This is a genomic window from Lysobacterales bacterium (genome assembly GCA_016721845.1).
In the GTDB taxonomy this organism is placed as follows: Bacteria; Pseudomonadota; Gammaproteobacteria; order Xanthomonadales; family Ahniellaceae; genus JADKHK01.
In genome coordinates, this window is record JADKHK010000013.1 from 245474 (window position 1) to 269942 (window position 24469).

Annotated in this window: 21 protein-coding genes; 12 read left to right on the plus strand and 9 right to left on the minus strand. The window is 65.2% G+C overall.

Annotation, left to right across the window (positions count from 1 at the left end; all coding sequences use genetic code 11):
• Positions 1 to 1584: a hypothetical protein gene (locus tag IPP28_08485; GenBank protein ID MBL0041064.1), complete on the minus strand. Its 1584-nt coding sequence runs from the start codon at positions 1582 to 1584 to the stop codon at positions 1 to 3.
• A 127-nt stretch (positions 1585 to 1711) separates the two neighbouring features.
• Between IPP28_08485 and IPP28_08490 the strand changes: the two genes are divergently transcribed.
• A complete protein-coding gene (locus IPP28_08490) occupies positions 1712 to 3883 on the plus strand; it encodes a hypothetical protein (protein ID MBL0041065.1) in 2172 nt (723 codons plus the stop codon).
• 4 nt (positions 3884 to 3887) lie between these two features.
• Here IPP28_08490 and IPP28_08495 read toward each other — a convergent pair whose 3' ends face one another.
• From IPP28_08495 to IPP28_08505, 3 genes are read right to left on the minus strand one after another with little or no spacing between them, the layout of a single operon-like run.
• Positions 3888 to 4421, minus strand: coding sequence for a hypothetical protein (locus IPP28_08495; protein ID MBL0041066.1), 534 nt, complete (start codon positions 4419 to 4421; stop codon positions 3888 to 3890).
• 8 nt (positions 4422 to 4429) lie between these two features.
• A complete protein-coding gene (locus IPP28_08500; GenBank protein MBL0041067.1) occupies positions 4430 to 6454 on the minus strand; it encodes a hypothetical protein in 2025 nt (674 codons plus the stop codon).
• Position 6455: 1 nt separating this feature from the next.
• A complete protein-coding gene (locus IPP28_08505) occupies positions 6456 to 7892 on the minus strand; it encodes a hypothetical protein (GenBank protein ID MBL0041068.1) in 1437 nt (478 codons plus the stop codon).
• Between the two features lie 88 nt (positions 7893 to 7980).
• Between IPP28_08505 and IPP28_08510 the strand changes: the two genes are divergently transcribed.
• Both IPP28_08510 and IPP28_08515 read left to right on the plus strand, forming a co-directional pair.
• A complete protein-coding gene (locus tag IPP28_08510) occupies positions 7981 to 8538 on the plus strand; it encodes a sigma-70 family RNA polymerase sigma factor (GenBank protein MBL0041069.1) in 558 nt (185 codons plus the stop codon).
• A gap of 50 nt (positions 8539 to 8588) precedes the next feature.
• Positions 8589 to 10931 (plus strand): serine/threonine protein kinase, encoded by a 2343-nt coding sequence (locus IPP28_08515; GenBank protein ID MBL0041070.1) that lies wholly within the window; start codon positions 8589 to 8591, stop codon positions 10929 to 10931.
• Here the strand turns inward: IPP28_08515 and IPP28_08520 are convergent.
• Together IPP28_08520 and miaB are read right to left on the minus strand one after the other, a co-directional pair.
• Complete coding sequence (locus IPP28_08520; protein MBL0041071.1) at positions 10865 to 11419, minus strand: tyrosine-protein phosphatase; 555 nt, start codon at positions 11417 to 11419, stop codon at positions 10865 to 10867. The genes IPP28_08515 and IPP28_08520 overlap by 67 nt on opposite strands.
• Positions 11416 to 12762, minus strand: coding sequence for a tRNA (N6-isopentenyl adenosine(37)-C2)-methylthiotransferase MiaB (gene miaB / locus IPP28_08525; protein ID MBL0041072.1), 1347 nt, complete (start codon positions 12760 to 12762; stop codon positions 11416 to 11418). Before miaB ends, IPP28_08520 begins: the two co-directional genes overlap by 4 nt.
• Between miaB and IPP28_08530 the strand changes: the two genes are divergently transcribed.
• Together IPP28_08530 and IPP28_08535 are read left to right on the plus strand one after the other, a co-directional pair.
• The gene (locus IPP28_08530) at positions 12733 to 13635 is read left to right on the plus strand and encodes a lytic transglycosylase domain-containing protein (protein ID MBL0041073.1); all 903 of its coding nucleotides are present in this window, start codon (positions 12733 to 12735) and stop codon (positions 13633 to 13635) included. The two genes, miaB and IPP28_08530, sit on opposite strands and share 30 nt — an antisense overlap.
• 83 nt (positions 13636 to 13718) lie before the next feature.
• Complete coding sequence (locus IPP28_08535; GenBank protein ID MBL0041074.1) at positions 13719 to 14822, plus strand: hypothetical protein; 1104 nt, start codon at positions 13719 to 13721, stop codon at positions 14820 to 14822.
• A 4-nt stretch (positions 14823 to 14826) separates the two neighbouring features.
• On the opposite strand, the gene IPP28_08540 is transcribed toward IPP28_08535, so the two are convergent.
• Positions 14827 to 15942 (minus strand): trypsin-like peptidase domain-containing protein, encoded by a 1116-nt coding sequence (locus IPP28_08540; GenBank protein MBL0041075.1) that lies wholly within the window; start codon positions 15940 to 15942, stop codon positions 14827 to 14829.
• A 156-nt stretch (positions 15943 to 16098) separates the two neighbouring features.
• On the opposite strand from IPP28_08540, the gene petA reads away from it, so the two are divergent.
• The 7 genes from petA (at position 16099) to IPP28_08575 (ending at position 23276) form a co-directional block, all read left to right on the plus strand.
• A complete protein-coding gene (petA, locus tag IPP28_08545) occupies positions 16099 to 16701 on the plus strand; it encodes a ubiquinol-cytochrome c reductase iron-sulfur subunit (GenBank protein MBL0041076.1) in 603 nt (200 codons plus the stop codon).
• A gap of 2 nt (positions 16702 to 16703) precedes the next feature.
• Positions 16704 to 17954 (plus strand): cytochrome bc complex cytochrome b subunit, encoded by a 1251-nt coding sequence (locus IPP28_08550; protein MBL0041077.1) that lies wholly within the window; start codon positions 16704 to 16706, stop codon positions 17952 to 17954.
• A gap of 8 nt (positions 17955 to 17962) precedes the next feature.
• Positions 17963 to 18706 (plus strand): cytochrome c1, encoded by a 744-nt coding sequence (locus IPP28_08555; GenBank protein MBL0041078.1) that lies wholly within the window; start codon positions 17963 to 17965, stop codon positions 18704 to 18706.
• 176 nt (positions 18707 to 18882) lie between these two features.
• On the plus strand, positions 18883 to 19479 hold the full coding sequence (locus IPP28_08560) for a glutathione S-transferase N-terminal domain-containing protein (protein MBL0041079.1): 597 nt from the start codon (positions 18883 to 18885) through the stop codon (positions 19477 to 19479).
• 26 nt (positions 19480 to 19505) lie between these two features.
• Positions 19506 to 19901, plus strand: coding sequence for a ClpXP protease specificity-enhancing factor (locus tag IPP28_08565; protein ID MBL0041080.1), 396 nt, complete (start codon positions 19506 to 19508; stop codon positions 19899 to 19901).
• Positions 19902 to 19965: 64 nt separating this feature from the next.
• Positions 19966 to 22449, plus strand: a complete 2484-nt coding sequence (locus tag IPP28_08570) for a protein kinase (GenBank protein ID MBL0041081.1) — start codon at positions 19966 to 19968, stop codon at positions 22447 to 22449.
• Positions 22450 to 22472: 23 nt separating this feature from the next.
• Positions 22473 to 23276 carry an FHA domain-containing protein gene (locus IPP28_08575; GenBank protein ID MBL0041082.1) on the plus strand — a complete coding sequence of 268 codons (804 nt, stop codon included), beginning with the start codon at positions 22473 to 22475 and terminating at the stop codon, positions 23274 to 23276.
• Between the two features lie 24 nt (positions 23277 to 23300).
• On the opposite strand, the gene nadC is transcribed toward IPP28_08575, so the two are convergent.
• Complete coding sequence (nadC, locus tag IPP28_08580; protein ID MBL0041083.1) at positions 23301 to 24149, minus strand: carboxylating nicotinate-nucleotide diphosphorylase; 849 nt, start codon at positions 24147 to 24149, stop codon at positions 23301 to 23303.
• Positions 24146 to 24418 carry a hypothetical protein gene (locus IPP28_08585; protein ID MBL0041084.1) on the minus strand — a complete coding sequence of 91 codons (273 nt, stop codon included), beginning with the start codon at positions 24416 to 24418 and terminating at the stop codon, positions 24146 to 24148. The genes nadC and IPP28_08585 overlap by 4 nt, the downstream gene beginning before the upstream one ends.
• Positions 24419 to 24469: the final 51 nt, after the last annotated feature.

Genomic DNA, 24469 nt, shown 5'->3' on the forward strand with positions numbered 1-24469 from the left:
TCAGTCGCAGCGTCCGGGACCGAAGGTGGCGGGTTCGGTTTCGAGTCCGTCGGTGAACAATTCATCGCCGACCATCGGCCCGAATTCGCTGGTGTTGCCTGCGGCATCGACCGCGAGCAGGGTCAGCGGCAACACATTGCCATCACCGTCGAGCTGGAAATTGCGTGATTGCCGTGCGTCCGATTCGCCATAGGTATCGGTGGCGATCAGTTCGCGACCACCGCCCTTGCAGCCGCCTCGATAGAATTGCACGGTGATCGGATAGCTGCTGTGCGCCGGTGCGCTGTCGACGACATAACTCAAGGCGACGCTGCTGCCGCCGCCTTCGGCGACGAAGTTCGGGGGCAGGGTCAGGACCGGATGGTTCTGGAATCGGTTGCCGCCGAATGCAGCGGTCGGATCGTTGCCGGGCGCGTCGGCGTCGGCCGGATCGTTCGGCGTCGGGCCGTCGAAGCCGTTGCTGCTGGCGAGGTCGATGGCGATGCCGCGGTTGCCGGTGAACGAATTGCCGAGGATCGGCGCCTGCCAGCAACTGCCGATCGCGACACCGGCGTTGCCGCCATGCGCAACCAGATTGCCTTCGCCGGGGCCTTCGCCGCCGATCACCACGCGGCAATACCCGCCGAGGCCGACCAGGATCGACGGATAGTGGGCGCCGATGCCATTGCCCATCGCCCGATCATCGCGGCCGACGCCGATGCGGTTGCCGAGGATCTGCGCGTGGGGCACGCCATTCGTGGACTGGAAGGTGCTGGCCGACAATGCGATCGCACTGAAATCGTTGCCCGAAATCGTGTTGCCCTCGGCCAGATCGCTGCCGCCGATCACGGTGTCGCGCGGATCCAGCAGGTACATGCCGAAATCCTGCCGTCCCGGAACTGCGGTGAGGTCGGCGCTGGCGCCGATGATGTTGCCGTGGATACGCACGCGCGTCAGTCCGTATTGCGTCGACAGGCCATAGTCGCGATTGGCGGATATCACGTTGCCCTGTCCGGGCAGCAACCCGCCGACACGGGTATCGCCGCCGATCGTGACACCGGTGCCGTTCGGCACCGCCACTTGTCCGCTCACGTCGACGCCGATGTAGTTGCCCTCGACCACGTTCGGCCCGCCGTTGAACTGGAAGATCGCGCGTCGCCATCGATTCAGCACGAGGCCGCGGACCGTGAGTGGCGCATAGGCGGTAAGACCGTCGCTGGCAGTGTTGGGTCCGCGCAATTCGATCTTCAATGTGTGTGCGATCGGAGACCGTGGCGGGTTCGCATTGGGCAGGGCGCCGGGTTGGGTGTAGCCATCGATGATCAGGGGCTGGAGGATGTTCGGCAAACTGCTGCCGGCAGCGAGGCGCCAATGCTGTGTCGTCGCCTGATAGCCCGCATCGTCCGTCGGCAGGGCGAACGCGATGGTGTCGCTGTCGGCATTGGCGTTGGCGCGATCGATGGCGCCACGCAGCGTACAATCGGCCGCAACGGCGTCGTTGCACCCGGACAATGTGCCGTCGCTGCTGGTGTCGACGACGAACGTGGCGGCGGGTGCCGCGACTGAAGCCGTCATCAGCACGGTGAACAGGGTAGTGCGGGACATGCGAATCTCCTGGCGTCATTCGGGCGTACGTCGCACAGGCAGCGCGACTGACATCACAATGCCGATTTGCGTTCGCTGTCACCTTTTCGCCGCGTTCCACGTAGGGATCAACGGATTCCGAGGACACATGATGCGCTGCCACTGGCTTGCCGGCTTTACCTTGTCGATGAGTTGCCTGCCTGCCTTCGCGCAGGTGACGACCCCGAATCCGATCCTGTTCGTGACGCAGTTCCCGATCCCGGACGACTTCGCGGCGATCGGCTCAGTGTTCGCGAATCATCGCGGTGGCACCGACCTGGTCGGTCGCGGCGGCGATCTCTACATCCGCTACGGCAACGGCACGTTGCGCAACCTCACGCGTGAGGCCGGTTACGGCGAAGCGGGCGTGATGCAGGGCGTGAACGCGATCGCGGTGCGCGATCCGCACGTGCACTGGTCGGGCACGAAGGCCGTCTTCAGCATGGTGATCGGCGCACCACCGCAGCAGTACCAATGGGTCACGAGTTACTTCCAGCTGTACGAGGTCAGCGGCTTTGGCGCCGGACAAACCGTGCAGATCAGCAAGATCGCGAATCAGCCAGCCGACACCAACAACGTGATGCCGGTGTATGCATCGGACGGCACGATCATCTTTGTCTCCGACCGCTCGCGCAACGGCGAACGCCATCTGTATCCGCAGCACGACGAGTACGAATCGACACCGACACCGACCGGGTTGTGGAAGCTCGATCCTGCGGGCGGGACGCTGAAACTGCTGCAGCACTCGCCCTCCGGTTCATTCGACCCGGTCGTCGACAGTTTTGGCCGCGTGCTGTTCACGCGCTGGGATCACCTTCAGCGTGATCAGCAGAACGACTCGCAGGGCAACACCTACGGCACCTTCAACTGGACCTCCGAAGCCGCGAATGCCACTGCGCTGGCTGACCGCAGCGAGGTGTTTCCGGAGCCGCGCATTGCCGTGCCAGGCAGCGGCGTCGAAGGATTCTCGATCAATCACTTTTTCCCGTGGCAGATCCACCAGGACGGCACCGGCGAGGAGACGCTGAACCATCTCGGGCGCCATGAGCTTCACAGCTACTTCAACCGCAGCTTCAATACCGACGCCAATCTGGTCGAATTCATCAGTGCGGTATCCGGACGCGTCAATCCGCGCGATGCCTTCAACTTTCTGCAGTTGAGCGAAGACCCGAACGTGCCTGGGCGCTACTACGCGGTCGATGCGCCCGAGTTCAATACCCAGAACGCCGGCCAGGTGCTTCGCTTCGATGCGGCGCCGTCGGTCAATCCGGCCGATGTGGTGATCGACTATGTCACCCATCCCGATACCGAGGGCACCGAGCCGTCGCCGAACCACAGCGGTCACTACCGAAATCCGGTGATGCTGGCGAATGGCACGCTGATCGCGGCCCATGCCAGCGAGCAGGGCGGCGCCGGCAACAACGGCACCCGCGCGAATCCGGATGCGCGTTACCAGTTCCGCCTGCGGACGCTGTCGACCGCAGGCAATGGCTACCAGGCCGCCAATCTGGCCCTGACCAATGGCCTCGCCCGCTCGGTCACGTACTGGGATCCGGATGTACTGGTCAGTTACAACGGTCCCTTCTGGGAACTGTCGCCGGTGGAAGTGGTGGCGCGCGCGGCACCGAATGCAACCGTCGCGACCACAGCTGCGCCCGAACTCTCCGCGTATGCGCAGCGCAGCGTGATCGAGAATGCGTTCAAGCAGTATTTGCGCGCCAACGGTCTGGGCGTGCTGGTGATGCGCGACGTGACTGCGCGGGACGTCCTCGACAAGCAGCAACCCTTCAATCTGCGCGTTCCGGGCGGACGCCAGACACCGATCAATCCGACCGGTGCGGTCTACGATATCGCGCACATGCAATTGCTGCAGGGCGACCAGATCCGCGGCATCGGCGGTCTGTCGACGCCGACCCCGGGACGTCGCGTGATCGCGCAGTTCCTGCATGACCCCAAGTCGCTGCAGTTGAACGGCCCGAATGCCGGTGGCCCGGCCGGCAGCGTTCCGATCGCCAGTGATGGTTCAGTGGCGGCTTATGTACCCGCATCGCGCGCACTCAGTTGGCAGTCGACGGCGCCGAATGGCACGCCGATCGTGCGCGAACGCTTCTGGATCACGGTGCAGCCCGGCGAAGTGCGCGCCTGCGACGGTTGCCATGGCGTCAACAAGCTCGGTCAGGCCGGGCAGGTTGCGTCGACCCAGACTGCCCAGGCCTTCCTCGATCTGCTCTCGCGCTGGAGCAGCGATGTCGGCTGGATCTTCGCCGATGGCATGGAGTGAGCACTCACTCGCGATAAACGAAGCGGCCCTGCTCGATCGTCATCGCGACGCTGTCGTTGCCGGTCAACGTGCCGCTGAACGTCGCCTCGATGTGCGTCGGAGCGGCTTGCGCGACGGTGACGTCGACGACGAGGTCGTAGCCCATCATGCTGCCGGCGAGAAATCGTTCCGGCGTGTAGTTGGCGAGTTGCGCGACGCTGCCGTTCGGATCGCCGCCGCGGATCGCGTATCGGCCCGGTCCGTCGATGCCGAACAGGTTGATGTTCATGGTCTGTTCGCTGGCGTCTTTCGCGCCGCGGCCCCCGGCGATAAGCAGGGCGCGCGTGTATCCGGGCGGATGGAAGGCGCCGAACAGGTCGTGGTCGGCGATCCATTCGACGCCATCGACGCGCATCGACAACTGGTTTGCCGTCGCCGTCGTGACGGTGGCAGGCGCCGCAGCAGTGATCGCCGCGGCCGGCGGTTCGCTGCAGGCGACCAGCAACAGCGACGACCACATTGCGAGTCGGCGCAGGATCGTGATCGAAGACGTGGACATGGGTACTCCTAACCTTGTTCGTTGGATTCGAAGCCGTCTCTGAACAGCACGAAGACGGCGGCGGGTTCATTGGACTGGCGTTCGACCGCCCCGCTGTCGCAGCGCGCGACGTTGTCGCCGTTGCCGTCGACCGGCACGTCGTAGCCGCGAGCGTCGACGTCGCGTCCGGGCGGACAGTCGATGTGATCGATCAACGGGCTACCGGGCTGTGGCACGAAGACCTGCACCCGTGTCGCGACGTTGCTGAGCGCACTCAGGCCGAGTTGCGACCGTTGCGAAACGATCACGTCCCCGGGTTGTGCCGACGGGCACGACGCAGCGACGAAGTTGCCGCCCGCCGACAGGATCGACGCGCCCGTGCAGCTGGGCTCATTGGCGCCGAGCACGACGCTGTTGCGCAAGCTGATGCTCGTGTTCAGTCCACCGGTGTAGAGCGACGAACCGATGCCGGCCTGCGCACCGAGCAGGGTGCTGTGCGTCAGCGCGAGCTGGGTCGGCGAGGTGTCGGCGTTGCCGGTCGACTCGGCCGCGATGTCGGCACCATAACCCCCGACGCTGATGGCCGAATTGCCGCTGAAGCTCAGATTGACGAACTGGATCGAGCCGTTGTCCTGCAGGTACAGCGCGCCGCCGGCGGTGTTGGCGAGGTTGTCGACGAAGCTGGCGTTGACCAGCGGTGCGATGAAACGACGCGCCATGATCGCACCGCCGATGTTCGCGGCATTGCGCTGGAAGTTGACCTGATCGAGCAGTGGCAGTCCGTCGACCGAATAGATTGCGCCGCCGAACTGCGTCGCGAGATTGTCGGAAAAATCGGTGCGCTCGATTTCGGCGTAACCGAGGATGACTTGTTCGCCCAGCGTGAAGCTTGGGGCCAGGGTCAGTGCGCCACCGCGCAATGCACCGTTGTCGTCGAACGAACAGTCGCGCAATCGCATCTGGCCCTTGCTCCAGATGCCGCCGCCCTCGGCGGCGAGGTTGCGCGCAACCCGGCTGTTGTACAGGTGCAGGACGCTGTATTGGCCGCCCATTGGCGGCTTGATGCCGAACACGTAGGCGGCGCCTCCGAGGCCACTGGCCTCGTTGCCGTCGAACACCGCATCGATCAATGCGGCACCGCTGCCCAGGGTGAACGGCTGGCCGTTGCCGGTGGCCTGTCCCGCAAGATGCAAGCCGGCGCCATCGACCGCACGATTGCCGCCGAAGTGGAGGTGCTCGCCGCTCAACACGGCGCCGTCGTACAGGGCCGCGCCGCCGCCGTGTTGGGACGCGGTGTTGTCGTCGAAGCGCACCCGTTCCGCCGTCGCGCCGGACGCGCCGATGCCGCGCAGCAGCAAGGCGCCGCCATGGCGTGCGGCGTTGTCGGTGAAATTCACGTCGGCCAGTGACAGTGCGGCGAACCATTGCTGGATGGCGCCGCCTTCGCCGCCATTCGCCTGGTTGCCGGCGAACTGGCTGTCGATGATCGTGAGCGGACTGTTGCTGGCGATGGCGCCGCCGTTCGCTGCGGTGTTTTCGACAAAACTGCTGCGCTCGATGCGCACGCCTGCATTGGCTTCGACGTGGATGGCGCCACCGGACAGGGTCGCGGTGGAAGCACGAATCTGCGTATCGGCCAGCAGCAATGTGGTGCCGGTGCCGACATTGATGGCGCCGCCAAAGCTGTTGACGGCGTAGCCTCGGAACAGGTCGAGGCCGCGGATCTCGACGCGGCTTTCGGCGCCGACGATGTTGAAGTGTGCGGCGCCATCCTGGCCATCGAGCGTGATCCGGCTGCCGCCATCGACGATGGTAGCGCCGGTCAGTGTCTTGCGACTCGTGATCGGAATCGTCACCGGCGTCGGCCCGCAGTTGAAGCTCAGCCTGCCGCCGGGAAAAGTCGCGCCCGGATACAACTGCGACAATGCGATGTCGAGTGCGGCTTCACTGCACGTGAACGCGCCAGTGCCGACCACGGCGTCATCGGCGGATGCGTTTCCGGCCCCGATCAGGAGCGTGGCAACTGCGAAGCAATGGTTCATGACGAGGCGCATGTCAGAGGTTCTCGAAGCTGTTGCGGAACAGGAGATCGGGCTGCTGTTGCAGGCGTGCCACGACGTAGCTGGAGGCGCCGCCGTCGGTGCTGTAGCGCTGACCGATCACGACGGGACGACCCGTGCCATCCAGGGCCATGGCCGTTGCGGCTTCGAAGTGGCGATCGGCCCCGACACCGAAATGGAAACGACTCACGCCGGCGTTGCCGAAATCGGCGTCCTTGCTGCCATCGGGCATCAGTCGCACGACCACCAGATCGCTCGGGTTGTCGAGGATGCGGCCGGGGTCGTAGGCACCTGCGACGAGGATGCGACCGCGAGCGTCGACGCGAATCGCCGCAACGCGGGTGACAGCGGGCCAGAGGTCCGGGGCGTCGCTGGCGCTCACGCGGATCTCCGCCAGGCCATCCGCGCTGAACAATGGGTCGGGCGACCATCCGCCCGGGCCGTGGACCAGTCGCAACACGCCGGGCAAACGACCGCTGCCGATCGGCAGGCAACCGAGCAGCACTCGCCCTGCGGCGTCGCGTGCCAGCGACTGCACGATCGGGCAGTCCGTCGCGACCAGGCCATTGGCGCCGCCGACGTCGGCATCGAACGTGCCCTGTGCGGTGATCCGGAAGAGCTTGCCTTGGCGCGTTGCCGGGGGGATGTCGCGATAGGCCGCGAACCAGTAGCTGCCATCGGGGGCTTCCAGGCTGGCGGTGACATGCAAGGCGCTGCCGTCGGGCGGGTTCGGCAACCAGGCGATGCCGGTGCCGTTGAAACTGGTATCCAGCGTGCCGTTCGCTAGGAAGCGCAGCACCACACCTTGCGTGGCCACACCGTCGAACGTCAACACGGCGGCATCACCGCTGACGACCATGCGCCCGGCGGCATCGATGAACACCTGCCGGAATTCGGCATCTTCCGCGCCCATCGATGGCAGGCCGTCGATGTGGCTCTCGAACAGGCCGTCGCCGTAGAACGAATGATCCGGGACGCCGGTGGGCGTGAAACGCTGGATCAGACCGCTGCGTTGCCCCGATCCGTTCAGCGTGGCCGAGCCGACGAAGACGCCGCTGTGATCGGCGGCCAAGGCCAGTGCATGGCAGTAGTCGGTCTCTGCGCCGCCGCGGTTGAAGGTGTAGAAGCCGTAGCCGAAAGGTTGCAGAAAACTGGTGTCGTAGCTGCCATCGGGCAGCAGCCGCAACAGGCCGCAATCGCGGTCGCTGCCGGCGGCGTCGTGAAGGAAGTCGCCGACGACGGTGATGCGCTGGTCAGTGCCGATGGCGATGCCCCGCGCGGTGTCGTCCACCACCGGATTGCCGATGTAGGCGTAGGAAGGAAACAGCACGCCGTTGCCTTGTGCGAAATCCGGGTCGAGCGCGCCGTCGGCGGCTGTCGCGGCGACCGGCGCAAAGGCCAACAGGACGGCGAGGGTGCGAATTCGGAACATGGACGCGGTCTCGCGACGCGGACACGGGCGTCGTCATGGGCACATACGCTGTCGTCGGCCAGACCTGACACGCCGTTACACTCGGCCGATGAATTCTGGTGACGTGACCGAGTTGGTGCAGCGTTGGCGCGACGGCGACGGCGACGCGTTGTCATCGTTGTTGCCGCTGGTGTACGTGGATCTGCGCCGTATCGCGGCACAGCAACTGCGTTCGAACATCGGCCACGACACCCTGCAACCGACGGCACTCGTCAACGACCTGTTCGTGCGCCTGCTCGGCGCGCAGCGCATCGACATCACCGACCGCAAGCACTTCTTCACGACTGCGGCCAAGCTGATGCGTCAGGTGCTGGTCGATCGCGCCCGCGCAAAGTCCCGCGACAAGCGCGGCGGCGATTGGCAACGTGTGGACCTCGTCGAGGCCGCGGCCTTGCCGATCGATGCCGATACCGACCTGCCGGCGCTCGACGACGCACTGCGCAAGCTCGCCGTGCTCGACGCGCGGGTGGCCGAAGTGGTGGAGCTGCGCTGTTTCGGCGGGCTGGAAGTCAGCGAGGTCGCGGCTTTGCTCGGGCTGGACGAACGAACCGTCTATCGGGACTGGGCGATGGCGCGCGCCTGGTTGCGCCAGCAACTGTCGTCGTGAGCACTGTCAGGTGTGGGCGATGATTCGCGTATGAAGGGATGATGCCGCGCATGTCCGATACCGCTGTCGCCTTTGCCGCCGCCCGCGATCAGTTCCATCGTCTGGTGGATCTGGATGCCGAGTCGCGCGCGCGTGAACTGGTGCGACTGGAGGCGGCCGATGCCGAACTGGCCAATTCGGTGCGCGCATTGTTCGCCGGCTTCGACGAACAGGATCTCGCGCCCGCAGCGGCCTCGGGAACGCCGGATCGTCTTGGGCCGTTCCGGGTCCTGCATCTGCTCGGCCGGGGCGGCATGGGCGAGGTTTATGCCGGTGCGCGCGATGATGGCGCGTTCGAACAGCGGGTGGCGCTGAAGCTGATCCGCGCCGGATATGCCGGTCTGGGGCTCGACGGGCGCTTCCATCGCGAACGCCAGATCCTGGCGCGGCTCAATCATCCGCGCATCGCCCGCCTGATCGACGGCGGCCTGTCGGCCAGCGGCCAATCGTGGCTGGCGATGGAATACGTCGATGGCGTGGATCTCGCGGCTTGGGTGACTCGGGCACGTCCCGGTCTGCGTCGCCGTATCGCATTGTTCCTGCGCATCTGCGATGCCGTCGCCTTTGCGCATCGTGCCCTGATCGTGCATCGCGACCTCAAACCGGCGAACGTGCTCGTCGATGCCGACGACGAGCCCAAGCTGCTTGATTTCGGCATTGCGAAACTGGTGGAGGACGATACCGAGGCACAGACGCGAACCGTCGCGGCCGGCCTGACCCTGCGTTACGCCGCGCCGGAGCAAGTGCTCGGCGACCGCACCACGACGGCGACCGACGTCTATGCGCTCGGTGTCGTGCTGTTCGAACTGATCGCGCGGCGTTCGCCCTATCGCGCCGCCGACATGGCGGAAGCGCCGTGGCGCGACGCCGTCCTGCGCGGGGACGTGCATGCACTCGGCGATGTGCTGGGCGACGCGGCCCTTGATGCGATCGATTCGCGCCTCGCTGCCCGCGAACTTGCACCGGTCGTGCGCAAGGCGATGGCCTTGTCGCCCGCGGAACGCTACAGCGGCGTTGCGGCCTTGGCGGACGACTTGCAGGACTGGCTCGACGGGCGTTCGTTCCGCAGTGGCATCGGCACGATGTCGGCACGAATGCGGATGCAATTGCGACGCTGGCGCTGGCCATTGCTGACAGCGACATCGGCCGCCGTGGCGCTGGCCATCGGTGGTGTCGCGGCATTGCAGCAGGCGGCGCGTGCGCGCGAAGAGGCGGCGGTCGCCGAAGCCAATATGCAGGGCATGCTCGACGTGCTCGGCGAACTCGAAGTGATGGACTACACCGAGCCGGATCCGCCACTGTCGAGGGCATTGGTAGCGGCCGGCGAACGCCTGCAACGCGAGCATGCCGAAGAGCCGGCCTATCTCTGGCGTGCGCTCGGTGCGCTGGGTCGCACGCTCTACAACCGTCATCGCCCGGATCTCGCGGCGCCACTGCTGCGCGCCACCGAAGATGCCCTGGCGCGCGACACCGACGCGACGCCGCGGCAGCGTTTCGACTTCGCGGTCATGCGTTACACCGCCGACGCGCCGACGGCCGTTGCGGACATCGCGGCGCAAGCGGCACGGATTGCGGAACTCGCAGCGCGCACCGACGCCGAGAACCGGCTCAGCGAAATCGCGACCAGTGCCTACGGGCTGTCCCTGTATGGCAAGAGTGCCGCAGCGCTGGCGCTGGTGCGTGCCGTTGATACCGCGCCGGCGCAGGTCGCTGCGGCCAGTCGTGCCGTAAGCGACGACTATTTCGTGCGTCGCGGCGACATCGAGTGGCGCGCCGGCGAAGTCGATGCGGCGCGGGCGAGTTACGCACGTGTCGACGGACGGGATCCGCACACGGCGACGGTCGATGCGGTGCAGGTGCTGCGCATGCAGGCGCTGCTGGCACTCGACGCGGGTGATGTCGTGATGGCGCAGGAATCCGCTGCTGCAGCGCAACGTCGCGCGGAAGGCCAGACCTTGCGCCCGGGTGATGCCGAACGTCTGCTGTTGACGCGAGTGCATGTCGCGTTGGCCGGCGACGATGTCGCGACTGCGCAGTCATTGCTCGATCCGGTGCTGCAGCGGTTTGCGACGATGCCGGACGCGCGCCATGTTCGCGCCGACCGACGCAGCGCTGCATGGCTGCAGGCGGTCATCCTCGCGCGCCAAGGTCATTGCGTGCTGGCGCATCCCGCGCTGGACGAAGCCAACGCATCGCTGGCCGGGTCGGTCTCGCTGCCGGCCGTGCAGTCGGAGGCCAAGTGGGCGAGCGAGGCGGTTGCCGCGCAATGCCCGGACGACGAAGCCAATCAGGGCGACGCAGTCGCCCGTCCGAGTTCCGCGCGCGCGGCTGCGACGTCGAGCTTGCGCAGATAACGGATCATGTTCGTCCACACCGCGTGGTAGTTGTAGCCGCCCTCGCGCATTTCTTCGATCGCGTCTTCGGCCGACCAGTCCTCGACGATCATGCGATAGGCGGCGATCACCGTGCCGGTTCGGTCGGCACCATGGCGGCAGTGCAGCAGCACGGGCTGGTTCTCGGGGTCGATCAGCGCCTTCAACGCCCGCATCACTTCGTCGTGATCGACATCCCAGCTCTCGATCGGTGCGTGGATGCGCTGGGCATCCGGCAGCAGCTTGGCGTCATCGGCCGACCAGCGCAGTGAAATCACCGACTTGATGCCGAGTCCCGAGAGCGCATCCTGCGCACCATCGCGCGGCTGGGCGCTGCGATAGATCGTTGCCGATACGCGATGCAGGTTTGGCAGCGCGGGGCTCTCGATCGGCTGCGCCCACTCGTGCGGGCGTGCCGACGTCGCCGCGGCGACGACCAGAAGGGCCGCGGCAAGTGCGGTGCGGATCATGCGGCCGCCTCGGTTGCTGCGACGAGCCGGCCGCGCAAGGAGTTCGTGCGCACCTCGGTGATCACCACATCGACGAATTGTCCGATCAACGCTTTGGGCGCCGGGAAGTTCACGTTGCGCATGTTTTCGGTACGGCCGGTCAAATCGTTCGGGCTCCTCTTGCTGACGCACTCCACCAGCACGCGCTGGACGCTTCCGACCATGGATTCGCTGATCTTCGTCGAGTTGGCCGTGATTGCGGCCTGCAACTGTTGCAGGCGCTCGAGCTTCAGCGCCTCCGGGGTGTCGTCGGCGAGATTCGCGGCCGGTGTGCCGGGACGGCGCGAGTAGACGAAGCTGAAGCTCTGGTCGAACCCGATGTCCTCGCACAGCTTCAAGGTTGCGGCAAAGTCTTTTTCGGTCTCGCCCGGAAATCCGACAATGATGTCGGTGCTGACCGAGATGTCGGGGCGCACCGCGCGGAGCTTGCGGATGCGTGCCTTGAACTCCAGCACGGTGTAGCCGCGCTTCATCGCCGCTAGGACGCGGTCGGAGCCCGACTGCACCGGCAGATGCAGGTAGTTCGCGAGCTTCGGCACGTTGGCATAGGCATCGACCAGGCGATCGGTGAATTCCATCGGGTGCGAGGTCGTGAAGCGGATGCGGCCGATGCCGGGCAGGGCCGCGATGGCTTCGATCAGGAAGGCGAGATCGGCGACATCGCCGTCGTCCATCTCGCCGCGGTAGGCATTGACGTTCTGGCCGAGCAGGTTGACCTCGCGCACGCCCAGCTGTTCGAGGGCGCGGACCTCGGTCATGACATCGTCGAAGCGACGCGACACTTCTTCGCCGCGGGTATAGGGCACGACGCAGAAGGCGCAGTATTTCGAGCAACCTTCCATGATCGACACGAAGGCGGTCGGGCCGTCCTTGCGCGGCGGCGGCAAGTGATCGAACTTTTCGATCTCCGGAAACGAGATGTCGACTTGCGGCCGGCTCGACGTCCGATTCGCCTCGATCATCTCCGGCAAGCGGTGCAGGGTCTGCGGACCGAACACCAGGTCGACATAGGGCGCGCGGTCGATGATCGCTTCGCCTTCCTGGGAGGCGACGCAGCCGCCGACACCAATGATCACATTCCCGCCGCGGGCCTTCTTGAGTTCGCGCCAGCGGCCAAGCTGGCTGAACACTTTCTCCTGCGCCCGCTCGCGGATCGAGCAGGTGTTGATCAGGATGACGTCGGCTTCGGCCTCGTTGTCGGTCACTTCCAGGCCATGCGAAGCCGCGAGCACGTCGGCCATCTTGGTCGAGTCGTACTCGTTCATCTGGCAACCATGGGTCTTGATGAACAGCTTGCCGGACATCGGGACAACCTCGGGATCGAAAAAGCCGCGCAGTTTATGTCTTCCGGGTTGGATATTGTAGGCTGTCAAGGCGCCCGCACTGGCAAATCGCGGGCGAATTCGCGAAACTTTCACGGCGCCCGGCTGGTCCGATCGCCGTTCCCGAAGTGTTCTGCCGGAGTGTTCTGCTTGCGTCCGACCCGTTTCCTGCCCCTGCTGCTCCTCATCCCGCTCGCCGCGACTGCGGGGGACGTGCGCGTGTTCAAGGACAAGAGCGGTGTCATCAATATTGTCAGCACGAACAGCCGTCTTCCCGGCACCGGCGAGCGCTATTACAAGCGCGTCGATGCCAGAGGCACCGTGCATTTCACCTCGAAACCGCCGATGTCCGGGGGCTACTCGGTGGTCTTCGTCGATGCCTGCCCGGCGTGCGACATCCACTCGACCGTGAACTGGAACGCGACACGCTTGAACACGACGGCTTACGCGGATGAAATCGCGGCGGCGGCGGCCGATTACGGGGTCGATGCGTCGCTGGTGCGGGCCCTGATTCATGCCGAGTCGGCGTTCAATCCGAATGCGCGCTCGAACAAGGGTGCGCAGGGACTGATGCAGTTGATGCCGGCGACCGCCGGCATGTACGGCGTGAGCAACGCCTACGATGCCGGACAGAACATCAAGGCCGGCGTCGAACACCTCGCCGGATTGCTCGACCGTTATGACGGCGACATCAAGCTCGCCGCGGCTGCTTACAACGCCGGCGAAGGCGCAGTGAAGAAGTACGGCGGCGTGCCGCCCTATGCCGAGACGCGCGTCTACGTCGATCGCGTCGAGATCCTGATGAAGCGGTACCAGCAGGCGCTCGCAACCGCCGGGGTCGGGGCTTCGTCCTGATCTGCTGTCTCGGGGCCGTGTCCGGTCCCGCGCACATTCTCCGTTCCCTGCGATGAATCCCACATCGCCACCCGGAGAACGTCATGCATCCCACCTCACCGTTTCGTTGCGCCCTGTTGCTGCTGGTCTCTCTTCTCGGGTCGACCGGTGCTTCCGCGGCCGTGTACTGCGCGTCGAACGCGACCGATCTGCAAAACATGCTGGACGCGGCCGCCGGCAGTGCCGATGACGACATCATCCGCGTGCGTTTGGGCAACTTTGTCGCACCCGGCGACGTCAACGGCTTCACCTATGTCTCGGGCAACGACGGCGCGCTGACGATTTCCGGCAACTGGACCGGCAACGTCGCGAATCCCGGCAGCTGCGCGCGCCAGCTGGAGACGCAGCAAGTGACCTGGCTGACCGGGAACGGGCAGCGCCGTGCACTCACCGCGTCGATGACCTCGATGTCGCCCGGCATCCTGCGCATCGAGCAGATCCAGTTCCTGGACGGGCTGACCGGGCTCTCGAGCTTCGGCGGTTGCGTGTCGATCGCGTCGGCCTATGGCACGGTCCAGATCGAACGCAGCGTGTTCGCGGGCTGCATCGCGCCGCTGGGCGACGGCGGTGGCCTCGCGCTGCAGGCGAAGTCGGCGCAGATCAAAGGCAATGTGTTCCATCACAACACTGCCCGTCGCGGCGGCGCGGCGTTCATCGATGGCCGTGGCGGCGCGCTGGTGCTGAACAACAATACCGTCGCCGACAATCTGGCCGAGGGCCTGACCGGTGCCGCAGGGGGCATCCAGTTCGTCAAGTCCGGCATCGACGGCGCGGCTGCCGCGGTGTGGGCCAGCAACAACCTCGTCTGGGGCAACAACGCCGGCACCGATCGCTACGACATCGACGTGAGCGGGTTGTCGGCCAATGCCGCCGTGCTGCGCTACAACCATCTCGGTGTGGTGAAAGGCACGCCGGCGCCGAGCAGCAGCAATACGACTTCGGGCGACCCGCACTTCGTCCTGGCGTCGCGGGAGTTCTGGTTTCATTACGCGACCACCCCGGCATCCGTCGCACGCAACAGCGGCAACAACGCCCCGACCGGCGGCCTGACCAGCATCGACATCAACGGCGGCTTGCGGATCCAGGGCGTCGCGGTGGATCGCGGTGCATTCGAACTCGACGAGTTGTTCGGCAGCAGCTTCGAGTGATCGATCAAGGCGTCTTCGGTCGCTGGATCAGTTCGACTTCGGTGACGAATTCGACGCCGACGCGCAGTGCCCGCACCGTGGCCTTGCTCCCCGGCGCCAGCGCGGCTTCGCGCGAACGCAAGTCGCCTTCGTCGCCGATCAGCTGATTGTTGAATTCAACGACGACATCGCCCGGCTTGAGCCCGGCGTTGTCGGCCGGCCCGCCCGGCAGCAGCAGCGCGATCTGCGCGCCACGCTGCTGCACGGTGCCCTCCGCAGCAGGCGAAGCCGGTGCGCCGGCATATTCGGCGCCCATCCAGCCGCGGATCACTTCGCCGTGCTGGACGATCTGGTCGAGCACCCGCCGCGCCGACGCCGCCGGGATGGCAAAGCTGATGCCGAGCCCGGTGCCGAACTGGGCGGTATTGATACCGACCAGATCGCCATTGGCATTGACCAGCGCGCCGCCGGAATTGCCGGAGTTGATCGCTGCATCGGTCTGGATGAAGTCTTCGTAGCGACTCAGGCTCAATTGATTGCGCCCGGTCGCGCTGACAATGCCGAGCGTGACCGTCTGCGCCAGTCCGTAGGGATTCCCGATCGCGAGCACGACATCGCCAGCGCTGAGGGCTTCCGGTGCCGCGAAATGGGCTGCCGGCAGTTTCGCGCCTTCGACCTTGATGACGGCAAGGTCGGTTTCCTGGTCGACGCCGATCACGCGCGCCGACGTGATGCGCCCGTCCCAGAGTCCGATGAAGATGTCGTCTGCGCCCTCGACCACGTGATGGTTGGTCAGCACGTAGCCGTCGTCGCGCACGATGACGCCCGAGCCGAGGCTGCGTTCAAGGCGCTTGCGTGCCGGCCCGAGGGTGACGCCGTTGTAGCGATTCTGGGTCGGGTCGGTGAACATGCGGTAGGGCTGCTCGGCAACCACGCGCTGAGTGTAGATGCTGACCACCGACGGTCCGGCCTTCTGCACGGCCGCACTGTACGAGCTGGGCGCTGGCGCCGGCATCGCCGCGGGCGCCGGGGAAGTGTTGACGAAGCGTTCCGGCCACAGTCGCGTGGCGACGAAGGCGATGGCGAGGCCGAGCACGACGAACTGCAGGACGAACAGGGCGGTCTGGGTGAGTTTGCGCATGGCCGGCATTCTGACAACGGTTGGCTGCGTTTGTCCGTGCCGGATGGCCGGGTCGGGCACGGATTCGATTGTCCTTGATGGAGCCGATCCACTAGAATCCTGCGTCCTTTGGCTCCCAGAGCCATCCCGATTTCACATCATCGTATGGGGTTTCCCATGGCAGAGCAGGGTGTTAACCACGGGCGTCGGCGGTTTCTGACCGCGACCACCGCCGTGGTGGGGGGCGTCGGCGGCGTGTTCGCCGCCGTGCCGTTCATCAAGGCGTGGCAGCCGAGCGCACGTGCGCAAACCGCCGGTGCGCCGGTCATCGCCGATATCAGCAAGCTGGAGGTCGGTGCCCGCGTCATCACGATGTGGCGCGGCCAACCGGTCTGGATCATCCGGCGCACGCCGGACGTCGTCGAGGCCTTGTCCACGCTGGACGGTCGTCTCAAGGATGCCAAGTCCGACAACCTGGACCAGCAGCCGGACTATGCACGCAACGAAACCCGTTCGCGCAAGCCCGAGATCGCGGTCATGGTCGGCATCTGCACCCACCTCGGCTGTTCGCCGACGTTCGTGCCTGAAATGCTGCCGCAGGCCTTCGACGGCGAATGGAAGGGCGGCTTCTATTGTCCTTGCCACAACTCGCGCTTCGACATGGCCGGTCGCGTCTTCCAGAACGTGCCGGCGCCGGACAATCTGCGCATCCCGCCGTATTTCTTCATCGACGACAACACCATCATGATCGGCGTCGACGCCGATCCGAAGGCGGCCTGATCATGAGCACGAACGTCATCAACCGTGTCATCGACGGCGCCAATGGCTGGATGCAGGACCGTGCGCCGGGCCTGTTCCAGTGGTGGGACCGCCACGCCGCCAAGTACTACGCACCGAAGAATTTCAACTTCTGGTACTTCTTCGGTTCGCTTGCGCTGCTGGTGTTCGTCAACCAGATCCTCACCGGCATCTGGCTGACCATGAACTTCAAGCCGACGGCAGCGGAAGCCTTCGACTCTGTCGAATACATCATGCGCGACGTCGAGTGGGGCTGGCTGATCCGCTACATGCATTCGACCGGGGCCTCGGCCTTCTTCATCGTCGTCTACCTGCACATGTTCCGCGGTCTGATCTATGGCTCGTACCAGAAGCCGCGAGAACTGGTGTGGACGCTCGGCGTGGTGATCTTCCTGGTGCTGATGGCCGAAGCCTTCTTCGGCTACGTCCTGCCCTGGGGCCAGATGTCCTACTGGGGAGCGCAGGTGATTACCTCGCTGTTCAGTGCGGTGCCGGTCATCGGCCCCGACCTGGTCGAGTTCATCCGCGGCGACTACCTGATTTCCGATGCCACGCTGAACCGCTTCTTCGCGCTGCACGTGATCGCCCTGCCGTTCGTGCTGGCCGGACTGATCTACCTCCATCTGATGGCTTTGCACGAAGTCGGATCGAACAATCCGGACGGCGTCGACATCAAGAAGGTCAAGGACAAGGCGACCGGCATCCCGAAGGACGGCATTGCCTTCCATCCGTACTACACGGTCAAGGACATCTTCGGAACGTCGTTCTTCCTGATGATCTTCGCCTTCATCATCTTCTTCGAGCCCACCGTGGGTGGCTGGTTCCTGGAGCACGACAATTTCAGTGCCGCGAACCCGATGGTGACGCCGCAACACATCAAGCCGGTCTGGTACTTCACGCCTTACTACGCGATGTTGCGCGCCATCCCTGACAAGCTGATCGGCGTCATCGTGATGGGTGCCGCGACCCTGATCTTCTTCGCGGTGCCATGGCTGGATCGTTCCAAGGTGAAGTCAATTCGCTACCGCGGCCCGATCACCAAGGTGATGATCACGCTGTTCGTGATCAGCTTCTGCGTGCTCGGCTGGCTCGGCGCGCAGTCGGGCAGCGACACCCAGAAGCTGGTCGCGCAGATCCTGACCTTCTTCTACTTCTCGTTCTTCTTCACGATGCCGATCTGGACCGCGGTCGACAAGACCAAGCCCGTGCCCGAGCGCGTCACCTTCGATCACTGAGACCGACCATGAAGAAGCTGATTGCACTCGCATTTTCCCTCGTCGCTTCGTTGGCCCAGGCCAGCGGCGGTACCGGCGTCACGATCCACAGTTCGGGCGCCGACCTGTCCGACCAGGCCTCGCTGCAGCGCGGCGCGGCCCTGTTCATGAACTACTGCATGGGCTGCCATTCGCTCAAATACCTGCGTTATTCGCGCATGGCCGCAGATCTGGGCCTCACCGAAGAACAGGTGATGGGTTCGATGAATTTCACCGGGATCAAGTTCGGCGAGGCCATGACCGTCGCGCTGAAACCGGTCGATGGTGAAAAATGGATCGGCAAGGCGCCGCCGGACCTGTCCCTGACCGCTCGTGTGCGTGGCAGCGCCGACTGGATCTATACCTATCTGAAGAGCTTCTATCGCGATCCGTCGCGCCCGCTGGGCTGGAATAACACGCTGTTTCCCGGCGCCAGCATGCCGAACGTGTTGTGGGAGCTGCAGGGCGTGCAATCGGCGGTGTTCGACGCGCCGCACGGTGGCCAGGCCGGGGCCGCCCCGGTGTTCTCGCACTTCGAGCAGGCCCAGCCGGGCCGCTTGAAGGCCGAGGAATATGATCAGGTTGCGCGCGATCTCTCGAACTTCCTGCAGTATGCGGCCGAGCCCGCCGGCCTGAAGCGTCAGCAGATCGGCGTCTGGGTCCTGGCATTCCTTGCGGTCCTGACGCTGCTGACGTGGTTGCTGAAGCACGAGTACTGGCGCGACGTGCACTGATCGTTGACGCCGATCGCGAGGCCCGGGTGAAACCGGGCCTTGCCATTTTCGGGCCGACGCGATATTCCGGATTCAGCTGTTTCCGGACACGGAGGTAATCCGACGTGAGCAACGTGAATCCGCCCCCGTGGGGCGCCAAGCGCAAGGCCGCCACGGCGGTCCGCGCGCGCACTGTGCTGACTCTGTTCTCAGGGCGCGACGATATCGACAGTCATCGCGTCCGGCTTGTGCTGGCGGCCAAGGCGGTCGGTTATGACCTGGTGGTCGTCGATCCTGCAAAACCCCCCGAGGACCTGATCGAACTCAATCCTTACAACAGCGTGCCGACCCTGGCCGACCGCGAATTGTCGCTGTACGACGTCGACGTGATCTGCGAGTACCTCGACGAGCGCTATCCGCATCCGCCCTTGTTGCCGGTCGATCCGCTGTCACGCGCCCGGGTGCGTCTTGCGGTCCGGCGCATCGAACGCGACTGGTTGTCGCAGGTCGAGGCGATCCAGACCGGGAGCAAGGCGGTTGCCGAGGCTGCCCGCAAGCGTCTGCGCGAAGGTCTTGTCGCCACGTTGCCGGCGTTCAAAGCCTCGAAGTTCTTCCTGAATCCCGAGATGAGTCTGGCCGACTGCGCACTGGCACCCTTGATCTGGCGATTGCCATCGCTGTCGGTGCAATTGCCCAAGGAAGCCCAGGTCATCATTGACTATGGCGAACGCATTTTCCGCAATCCTGCATTCACTCGCAGCATGACCGATACCGAAAAGCAGCTGCGCCCTTGAGTCGAACGATGAGCGCTACCGAAAAAATGACGTCGAATCGCCCCTACCTGGTACGTGCGATGTACGACTGGATTTGCGATAACGGACTGACCCCCTACTTGCTGGTCGATGCCCGCCAGAATGGTGTGCGCGTGCCGACCCATGCCGTGAAGGATGGCCAGATCGTGCTCAACGTAGCCGTACGGGCGGTGTCCGATCTGGAACTGGGCAACGATCGCATCCGCTTCAACGCACGCTTCGGTGGGGTCAGCCAGCACGTTGATGTGCCGATGCCGGCGGTGCTGGCGATCTATGCTCAGGAGAACGGGCAGGGCATGATGTTTCCGGTCGAGGCTGAAGGCGAAGCGCCCACCCCTCCGGAGAAGCCGGCCGAACCCGAGAAGCCGGCGCGGAAGGGGCCGGGGCTGCGCATCGTGAAATAGGCACGCTGACGCCGGCCGGGCCGCTGACTACAATCCCTTTCCCATTCCGCATCGGTTGCCCAGCGTGATCCAGATTCCCGGTTATCTGATCAAGCGTGAAATCGGTGCCGGCGGCATGGCGACGGTCTATCTGGCCGTTCAGACGTCACTGGAGCGCGAAGTCGCCTTGAAGGTGATGAATCCGGCGATGATCTCGGATCCCACGTTTTCGCGCAGGTTCATGCAGGAGGCGCGCACGCTGGCCTCGCTGGCGCACCCGAACATCGTGGCGGTCTACGACGTCGGCATCACCGACGAGAAGCTGCACTATTTCTCGATGCAACACCTGCCGCACGGTGACTTCCTGCACCGCATCCGCGACGGCATCGGTGAGCGCGAGGTGTTGCGCATCATCGCCGGCGTCGGGCGTGCGCTTGGCTATGCCCATCAGCGCGGTTTCGTGCACCGAGATGTCGCGCCCGGCAATGTCCTGTTCGATGTCAACGGCAGTCCGGTGCTGACCGATTTCGGCATCGCCCGCGCGGTCAGCAAGACCTCACGCATCACCAATGCCGGGGTCAGTGTCGGCACCAGCCACTACATGAGTCCGGAACAGGCGCGCGGTGGCGATGTCGACGGTCGCTCGGACCTGTATTCATTGGGGGCGGTTGCGTTCGAGGCGCTGACCGGGCACGCACCCTACGAGGGCGACGATGGTTTCGCGATTGCCTACGCCCATGTCTTCGAGCCGATTCCACGCCTGCCGCAGCAGGTGCAGCACTGGCAGCCGCTGATCGATCGCGCGATGGCGAAAGACCCCGCACAGCGATATCAGAATGCCGATGAATTTCTGGTTGCGCTCGCCGAGATCGAGCAAAGGCTCCCGGCACCGGTCGATGCCACGCAGCCGATATCGCAGGCGGCAGTGCAGGCGACCCTGAACATGCAGGCCCCTACCCAGGTGATGTCGCGTCTGGCACCGGGCGTACAAGCGGGCGCGACCCAGGTGTTGTCCGTGCCGGCGGCAGCGGGCGACCTCGGTGACGAGTTGCGGTCATTGCGCGAGCAAGCGGCGGCGATGCCGGCATCGATCGTGTCGGCACCGACCCCGGATGCCAGTGCACGCCGCGCCGGGTTGTGGTTTGCCGGATTCGGAATCGTCGCGGCGCTTGCGCTGATCGGTTATGGCCTGTGGCGCGGCCGTGCCCCGGAACCGTTGCCGCCGCTGCCGACGGCGACGCGCAGTGACACCCGACCGACGACGGATGCCATGCCGACGAGCGCGCCGTTGTCGCCACCGTCGCCGACGACCGATGCTGTTGCGGTGCCATCGGACGAGGATCCGAGTGCGCTCGAACTGCTCGGTATTGACGAACCCGATATCGACGAGCAACTGCGCATCGCGCTCGAAACGACGGTCGTCGATCCGATCGCCGAGCTGCTGCGTCTCGCGCGCAACGACATCGCGGGCAAGCGGCTGACCCTGCCGCCGGGCCGCAATGCCACCGACCGCTATCGGTTGGTGCTGAAGATCGATCGCGACAATGCCGTCGCCAGCGCCGGCCTGGTCGAGACCGCGAAGGCGCTGATGGTCGTGGCCGAGGAGCAGTTCGCCGCCGGCAAGATCGACGACTATTTCACGACCGCGGCGCGAGCGATCGAGATCGCCGGCAACTACGATCGCGAGGGCATGGTACGCAAATCGGTCGAGACGCGGCGCAAGCTGCTGGTCGACACCGCGCTGAAGGAAGGCGACGCCGCCTTCGAACGCTGGGATGGCAAGACGGCGCTTGCCGCCTATGCGCGTGCCCTGCATTTCGATCCGGACAACGCGGCGGCCAAGCGCGGCCAGAAGCAATCAACGAACCTCGGACAGCCCGGATTCGTGTTCACCGACAAGGTCGGCGCGACAGCGGGACCGGAGTTGATGGTGCAACGGATCGGCGGCAAGCGTGTCGCGGTGGCCCGCAACGAGACCACGGTCGGTGAATTCACGCGGTTCTGGAATAGCGGCGGTTCGGCCACGCGAGCGGTCCGGCCGGCCTGCCGCGATCGCGAATCGATCTTCCGCAGTTCGAAGACGCGGACATGGCAATCGCCGGGCTTCACCCAGCAGGCCAGTCATCCGGTGGTCTGCGTCGCCTGGCCGGATGTCGAGGCCTATGTCGCCTGGCTGTCCAAGCAGTCCGGAAAACGCTATCGCGCGATGTCGGCGGCCGAATGGACCAGCCTCGCCGCGCAAACCGCGGATGCAACACAATGCCGCGCCAACATCGCCGACCGGCGCTTTGACGCCGAGCACCGCGACCGCGACGCGCTCGCCTGCGACGACGGATTCGCCGGGACCGCGCCGGTTCGCCACTACGATGCCCCCGGCGGGTTGTACGATATGGCCGGCAACGTGCGCGAATGGGTCAACGACTGCGGGTCCGGCTGCAGCAGCCGCGTCGCGATGGGAAGTGCATGGCTGTCGACTGCGGACAAGCTTGATCCGAAGCAGCGCGGCAGCTTTGATGCGGATACCGGTTTCAATACGATCGGCTTTCGCGTCGTGCGCGAGATCGATTGACACACTCAGGAGTTGGATCACACATGAAGCTGCTGTTCCCGAATGGCGAACACGAACCAGTCGAGTTGAAACTGGGCACGACGCGTGTAGGTGGCGCGGCGGGCAACGATATCGTGCTGATGGCGCCCGGCATCGCGGCCCAGCACTGCGAACTCACCTTTGACGGCAGCAACGGCACGATCAAGGTACTGAATGCCGCAAACAGCATTGCGCTGAATGGTCGGCAGGTAATGACGGAAACCCCGATCAAGCCCGGCGACATCGTGCTGTTCGGCAAGATCGGCACCCGGGTCTTGGCCAGCGAACGCATGCAGGCGGCGGCCGCGGCGGCCAAGAAGGAGCCCGAGGACGATGGCCGCACGCGCGTGCGCCAGGCGCTGCCGCGTTATGTCCTGCGCGGCGTGTCCGGCAGCACCTTCGGCAAGACCTTTGCCTTGGTCGGCACCATGACCGTCGGCCGTGCCGCGGAATGCGACATCAGCATCCCGACCGACGAAGTGTCGCGTCAACACGCGAAATTGCAGGTGATGCCGGATGGCATCGCGGTCGAAGACATGGGTTCCGCGAACGGCACCTTCATCAACGACAAGCGGGTCCATACCGGTCTGCTCAAGCCGGGCGAGGAGCTGCGCCTCGATACCGTGCGCTTCATGCTGGTGGCGCCACACCTGGAAATGCAGCAAGTCGCCAAGGCAGCGGAGCCGGCTGCGACCAAGTCGGCGCCGGCAGCGGCTGGCGGCGGTCAGGTCAAGTGGCTCCTGATCGGTCTGGTCGGTGCCGGTGCGGTCATCGCAGCGCTGTGGGCTGCGGGCATCATGAAGTTCTGATGCGTCGCGCGGCTGTGGCGCTGTTCACCAGCGCCGCAGCACGCGCAAACTGAGGTCGATGGCACGCAGGTGCTTGGTCAGCGATCCGACCGAAACGAAGTCCACCCCGAGCGCGGCGATTTCCCCCAGTCGTTCGAACGACACGCCACCGGATACTTCCAGTTCGACCCGGCCGCCGTTGCGGCGCACTGCCTCTTCGACATCGGCGTCGTTCAACTCATCGAGCATGATGCGGTCGGGTCGGGCGGCCAGCGCTGCGTCGAATTCGCGCAGACTCTCGACCTCGATCTCGACCATGCGGCTGCCCGCCACGGCGCGTGCATTCGCGATCGCGGCGGCGATCGAGCCTGCAGCGGCGATGTGGTTTTCCTTGATCAGTACCGCGTCGAACAGACCCATGCGGTGATTCATGCCGCCGCCGCAGCGCACGGCGTATTTCTGCGCCACGCGCAATCCGGGCAGGGTCTTGCGGGTATCCAGTACGCGCGTCCTGGTGTGCGTCAGCGCATCGGCGTAGCGGCGCGTCGTGGTGGCCGTGCCGGAGAGGGTCTGCAGGAAATTCAAAGCGCTGCGCTCGGCACTGACGATGCCTCGGCCGGCACCTTCGATTCGGCACAGCCGCGTGTCGGCAACCACGCGCGCTCCGTCGGCATGCAGCCATTCGATCGTCACGCCCGGATCGAGCGCGCGGAAACAGGCCTCGGCCCAGTCGCGGCCGCACAGCACCATGTCCTCGCGCGTGACGATCGCCGCTTCACAGCGCTGTTCGGGCGGCAACAGGCGCGCGGTCAGATCGCCGTCGCCAATGTCTTCGGCCAGGGCGCGACGCACATCGGCCTCGACCGCCAAGGCGTCCGGCGGCGTCAGCTTCACGTCGGGAAATCCGTGAACTGGGTGGTGCCGATGCCTTCTTCGGGCAGCAGCACGGGCACGCCATCGTCGATGCGGTAGATGACCTTGTCATCGTCGCTGATCAGCGCATCGGCGACGATCGTGTTCAACGCCGTACCGGCCACGTTCTGCACGTGGCCAGCGCGCAATGCGTCATTCACGAACGCCAGCCGGGCACGCGACAGCGGCTTCAACGCGCGCTTGCTCACCGGGCAGCAGAGGATGGAAAGAAATCGTGGATCGAGGGCCATCAGTCATCACGTCGCCATGGAAGCGGGCGCTAAGATAGCAGCCGTCGTGGC

Bases quoted from the DNA above. Each gene is read 5' to 3' on its own strand.
- IPP28_08515 (MBL0041070.1), top strand. From the start codon at position 8,589: ATGTCCGATACCGCTGTCGCCTTTGCCGCCGCCCGCGATCAGTTCCAT.
- IPP28_08495 (MBL0041066.1), bottom strand. From the start codon at position 4,421: ATGTCCACGTCTTCGATCACGATCCTGCGCCGACTCGCAATGTGGTCG.
- IPP28_08585 (MBL0041084.1), bottom strand. From the start codon at position 24,418: ATGGCCCTCGATCCACGATTTCTTTCCATCCTCTGCTGCCCGGTGAGC.
- miaB (MBL0041072.1), bottom strand. From the start codon at position 12,762: ATGTCCGGCAAGCTGTTCATCAAGACCCATGGTTGCCAGATGAACGAG.
- IPP28_08535 (MBL0041074.1), top strand. From the start codon at position 13,719: ATGCATCCCACCTCACCGTTTCGTTGCGCCCTGTTGCTGCTGGTCTCT.
- IPP28_08500 (MBL0041067.1), bottom strand. From the start codon at position 6,454: ATGCGCCTCGTCATGAACCATTGCTTCGCAGTTGCCACGCTCCTGATC.
- IPP28_08485 (MBL0041064.1), bottom strand. From the start codon at position 1,584: ATGTCCCGCACTACCCTGTTCACCGTGCTGATGACGGCTTCAGTCGCG.
- IPP28_08490 (MBL0041065.1), top strand. From the start codon at position 1,712: ATGATGCGCTGCCACTGGCTTGCCGGCTTTACCTTGTCGATGAGTTGC.
- IPP28_08510 (MBL0041069.1), top strand. From the start codon at position 7,981: ATGAATTCTGGTGACGTGACCGAGTTGGTGCAGCGTTGGCGCGACGGC.
- IPP28_08575 (MBL0041082.1), top strand. From the start codon at position 22,473: ATGAAGCTGCTGTTCCCGAATGGCGAACACGAACCAGTCGAGTTGAAA.
- IPP28_08550 (MBL0041077.1), top strand. From the start codon at position 16,704: ATGAGCACGAACGTCATCAACCGTGTCATCGACGGCGCCAATGGCTGG.
- IPP28_08520 (MBL0041071.1), bottom strand. From the start codon at position 11,419: ATGATCCGCACCGCACTTGCCGCGGCCCTTCTGGTCGTCGCCGCGGCG.
- IPP28_08565 (MBL0041080.1), top strand. From the start codon at position 19,506: ATGACGTCGAATCGCCCCTACCTGGTACGTGCGATGTACGACTGGATT.
- IPP28_08530 (MBL0041073.1), top strand. From the start codon at position 12,733: ATGGGTCTTGATGAACAGCTTGCCGGACATCGGGACAACCTCGGGATC.
- IPP28_08555 (MBL0041078.1), top strand. From the start codon at position 17,963: ATGAAGAAGCTGATTGCACTCGCATTTTCCCTCGTCGCTTCGTTGGCC.
- IPP28_08540 (MBL0041075.1), bottom strand. From the start codon at position 15,942: ATGCGCAAACTCACCCAGACCGCCCTGTTCGTCCTGCAGTTCGTCGTG.
- IPP28_08505 (MBL0041068.1), bottom strand. From the start codon at position 7,892: ATGTTCCGAATTCGCACCCTCGCCGTCCTGTTGGCCTTTGCGCCGGTC.
- petA (MBL0041076.1), top strand. From the start codon at position 16,099: ATGGCAGAGCAGGGTGTTAACCACGGGCGTCGGCGGTTTCTGACCGCG.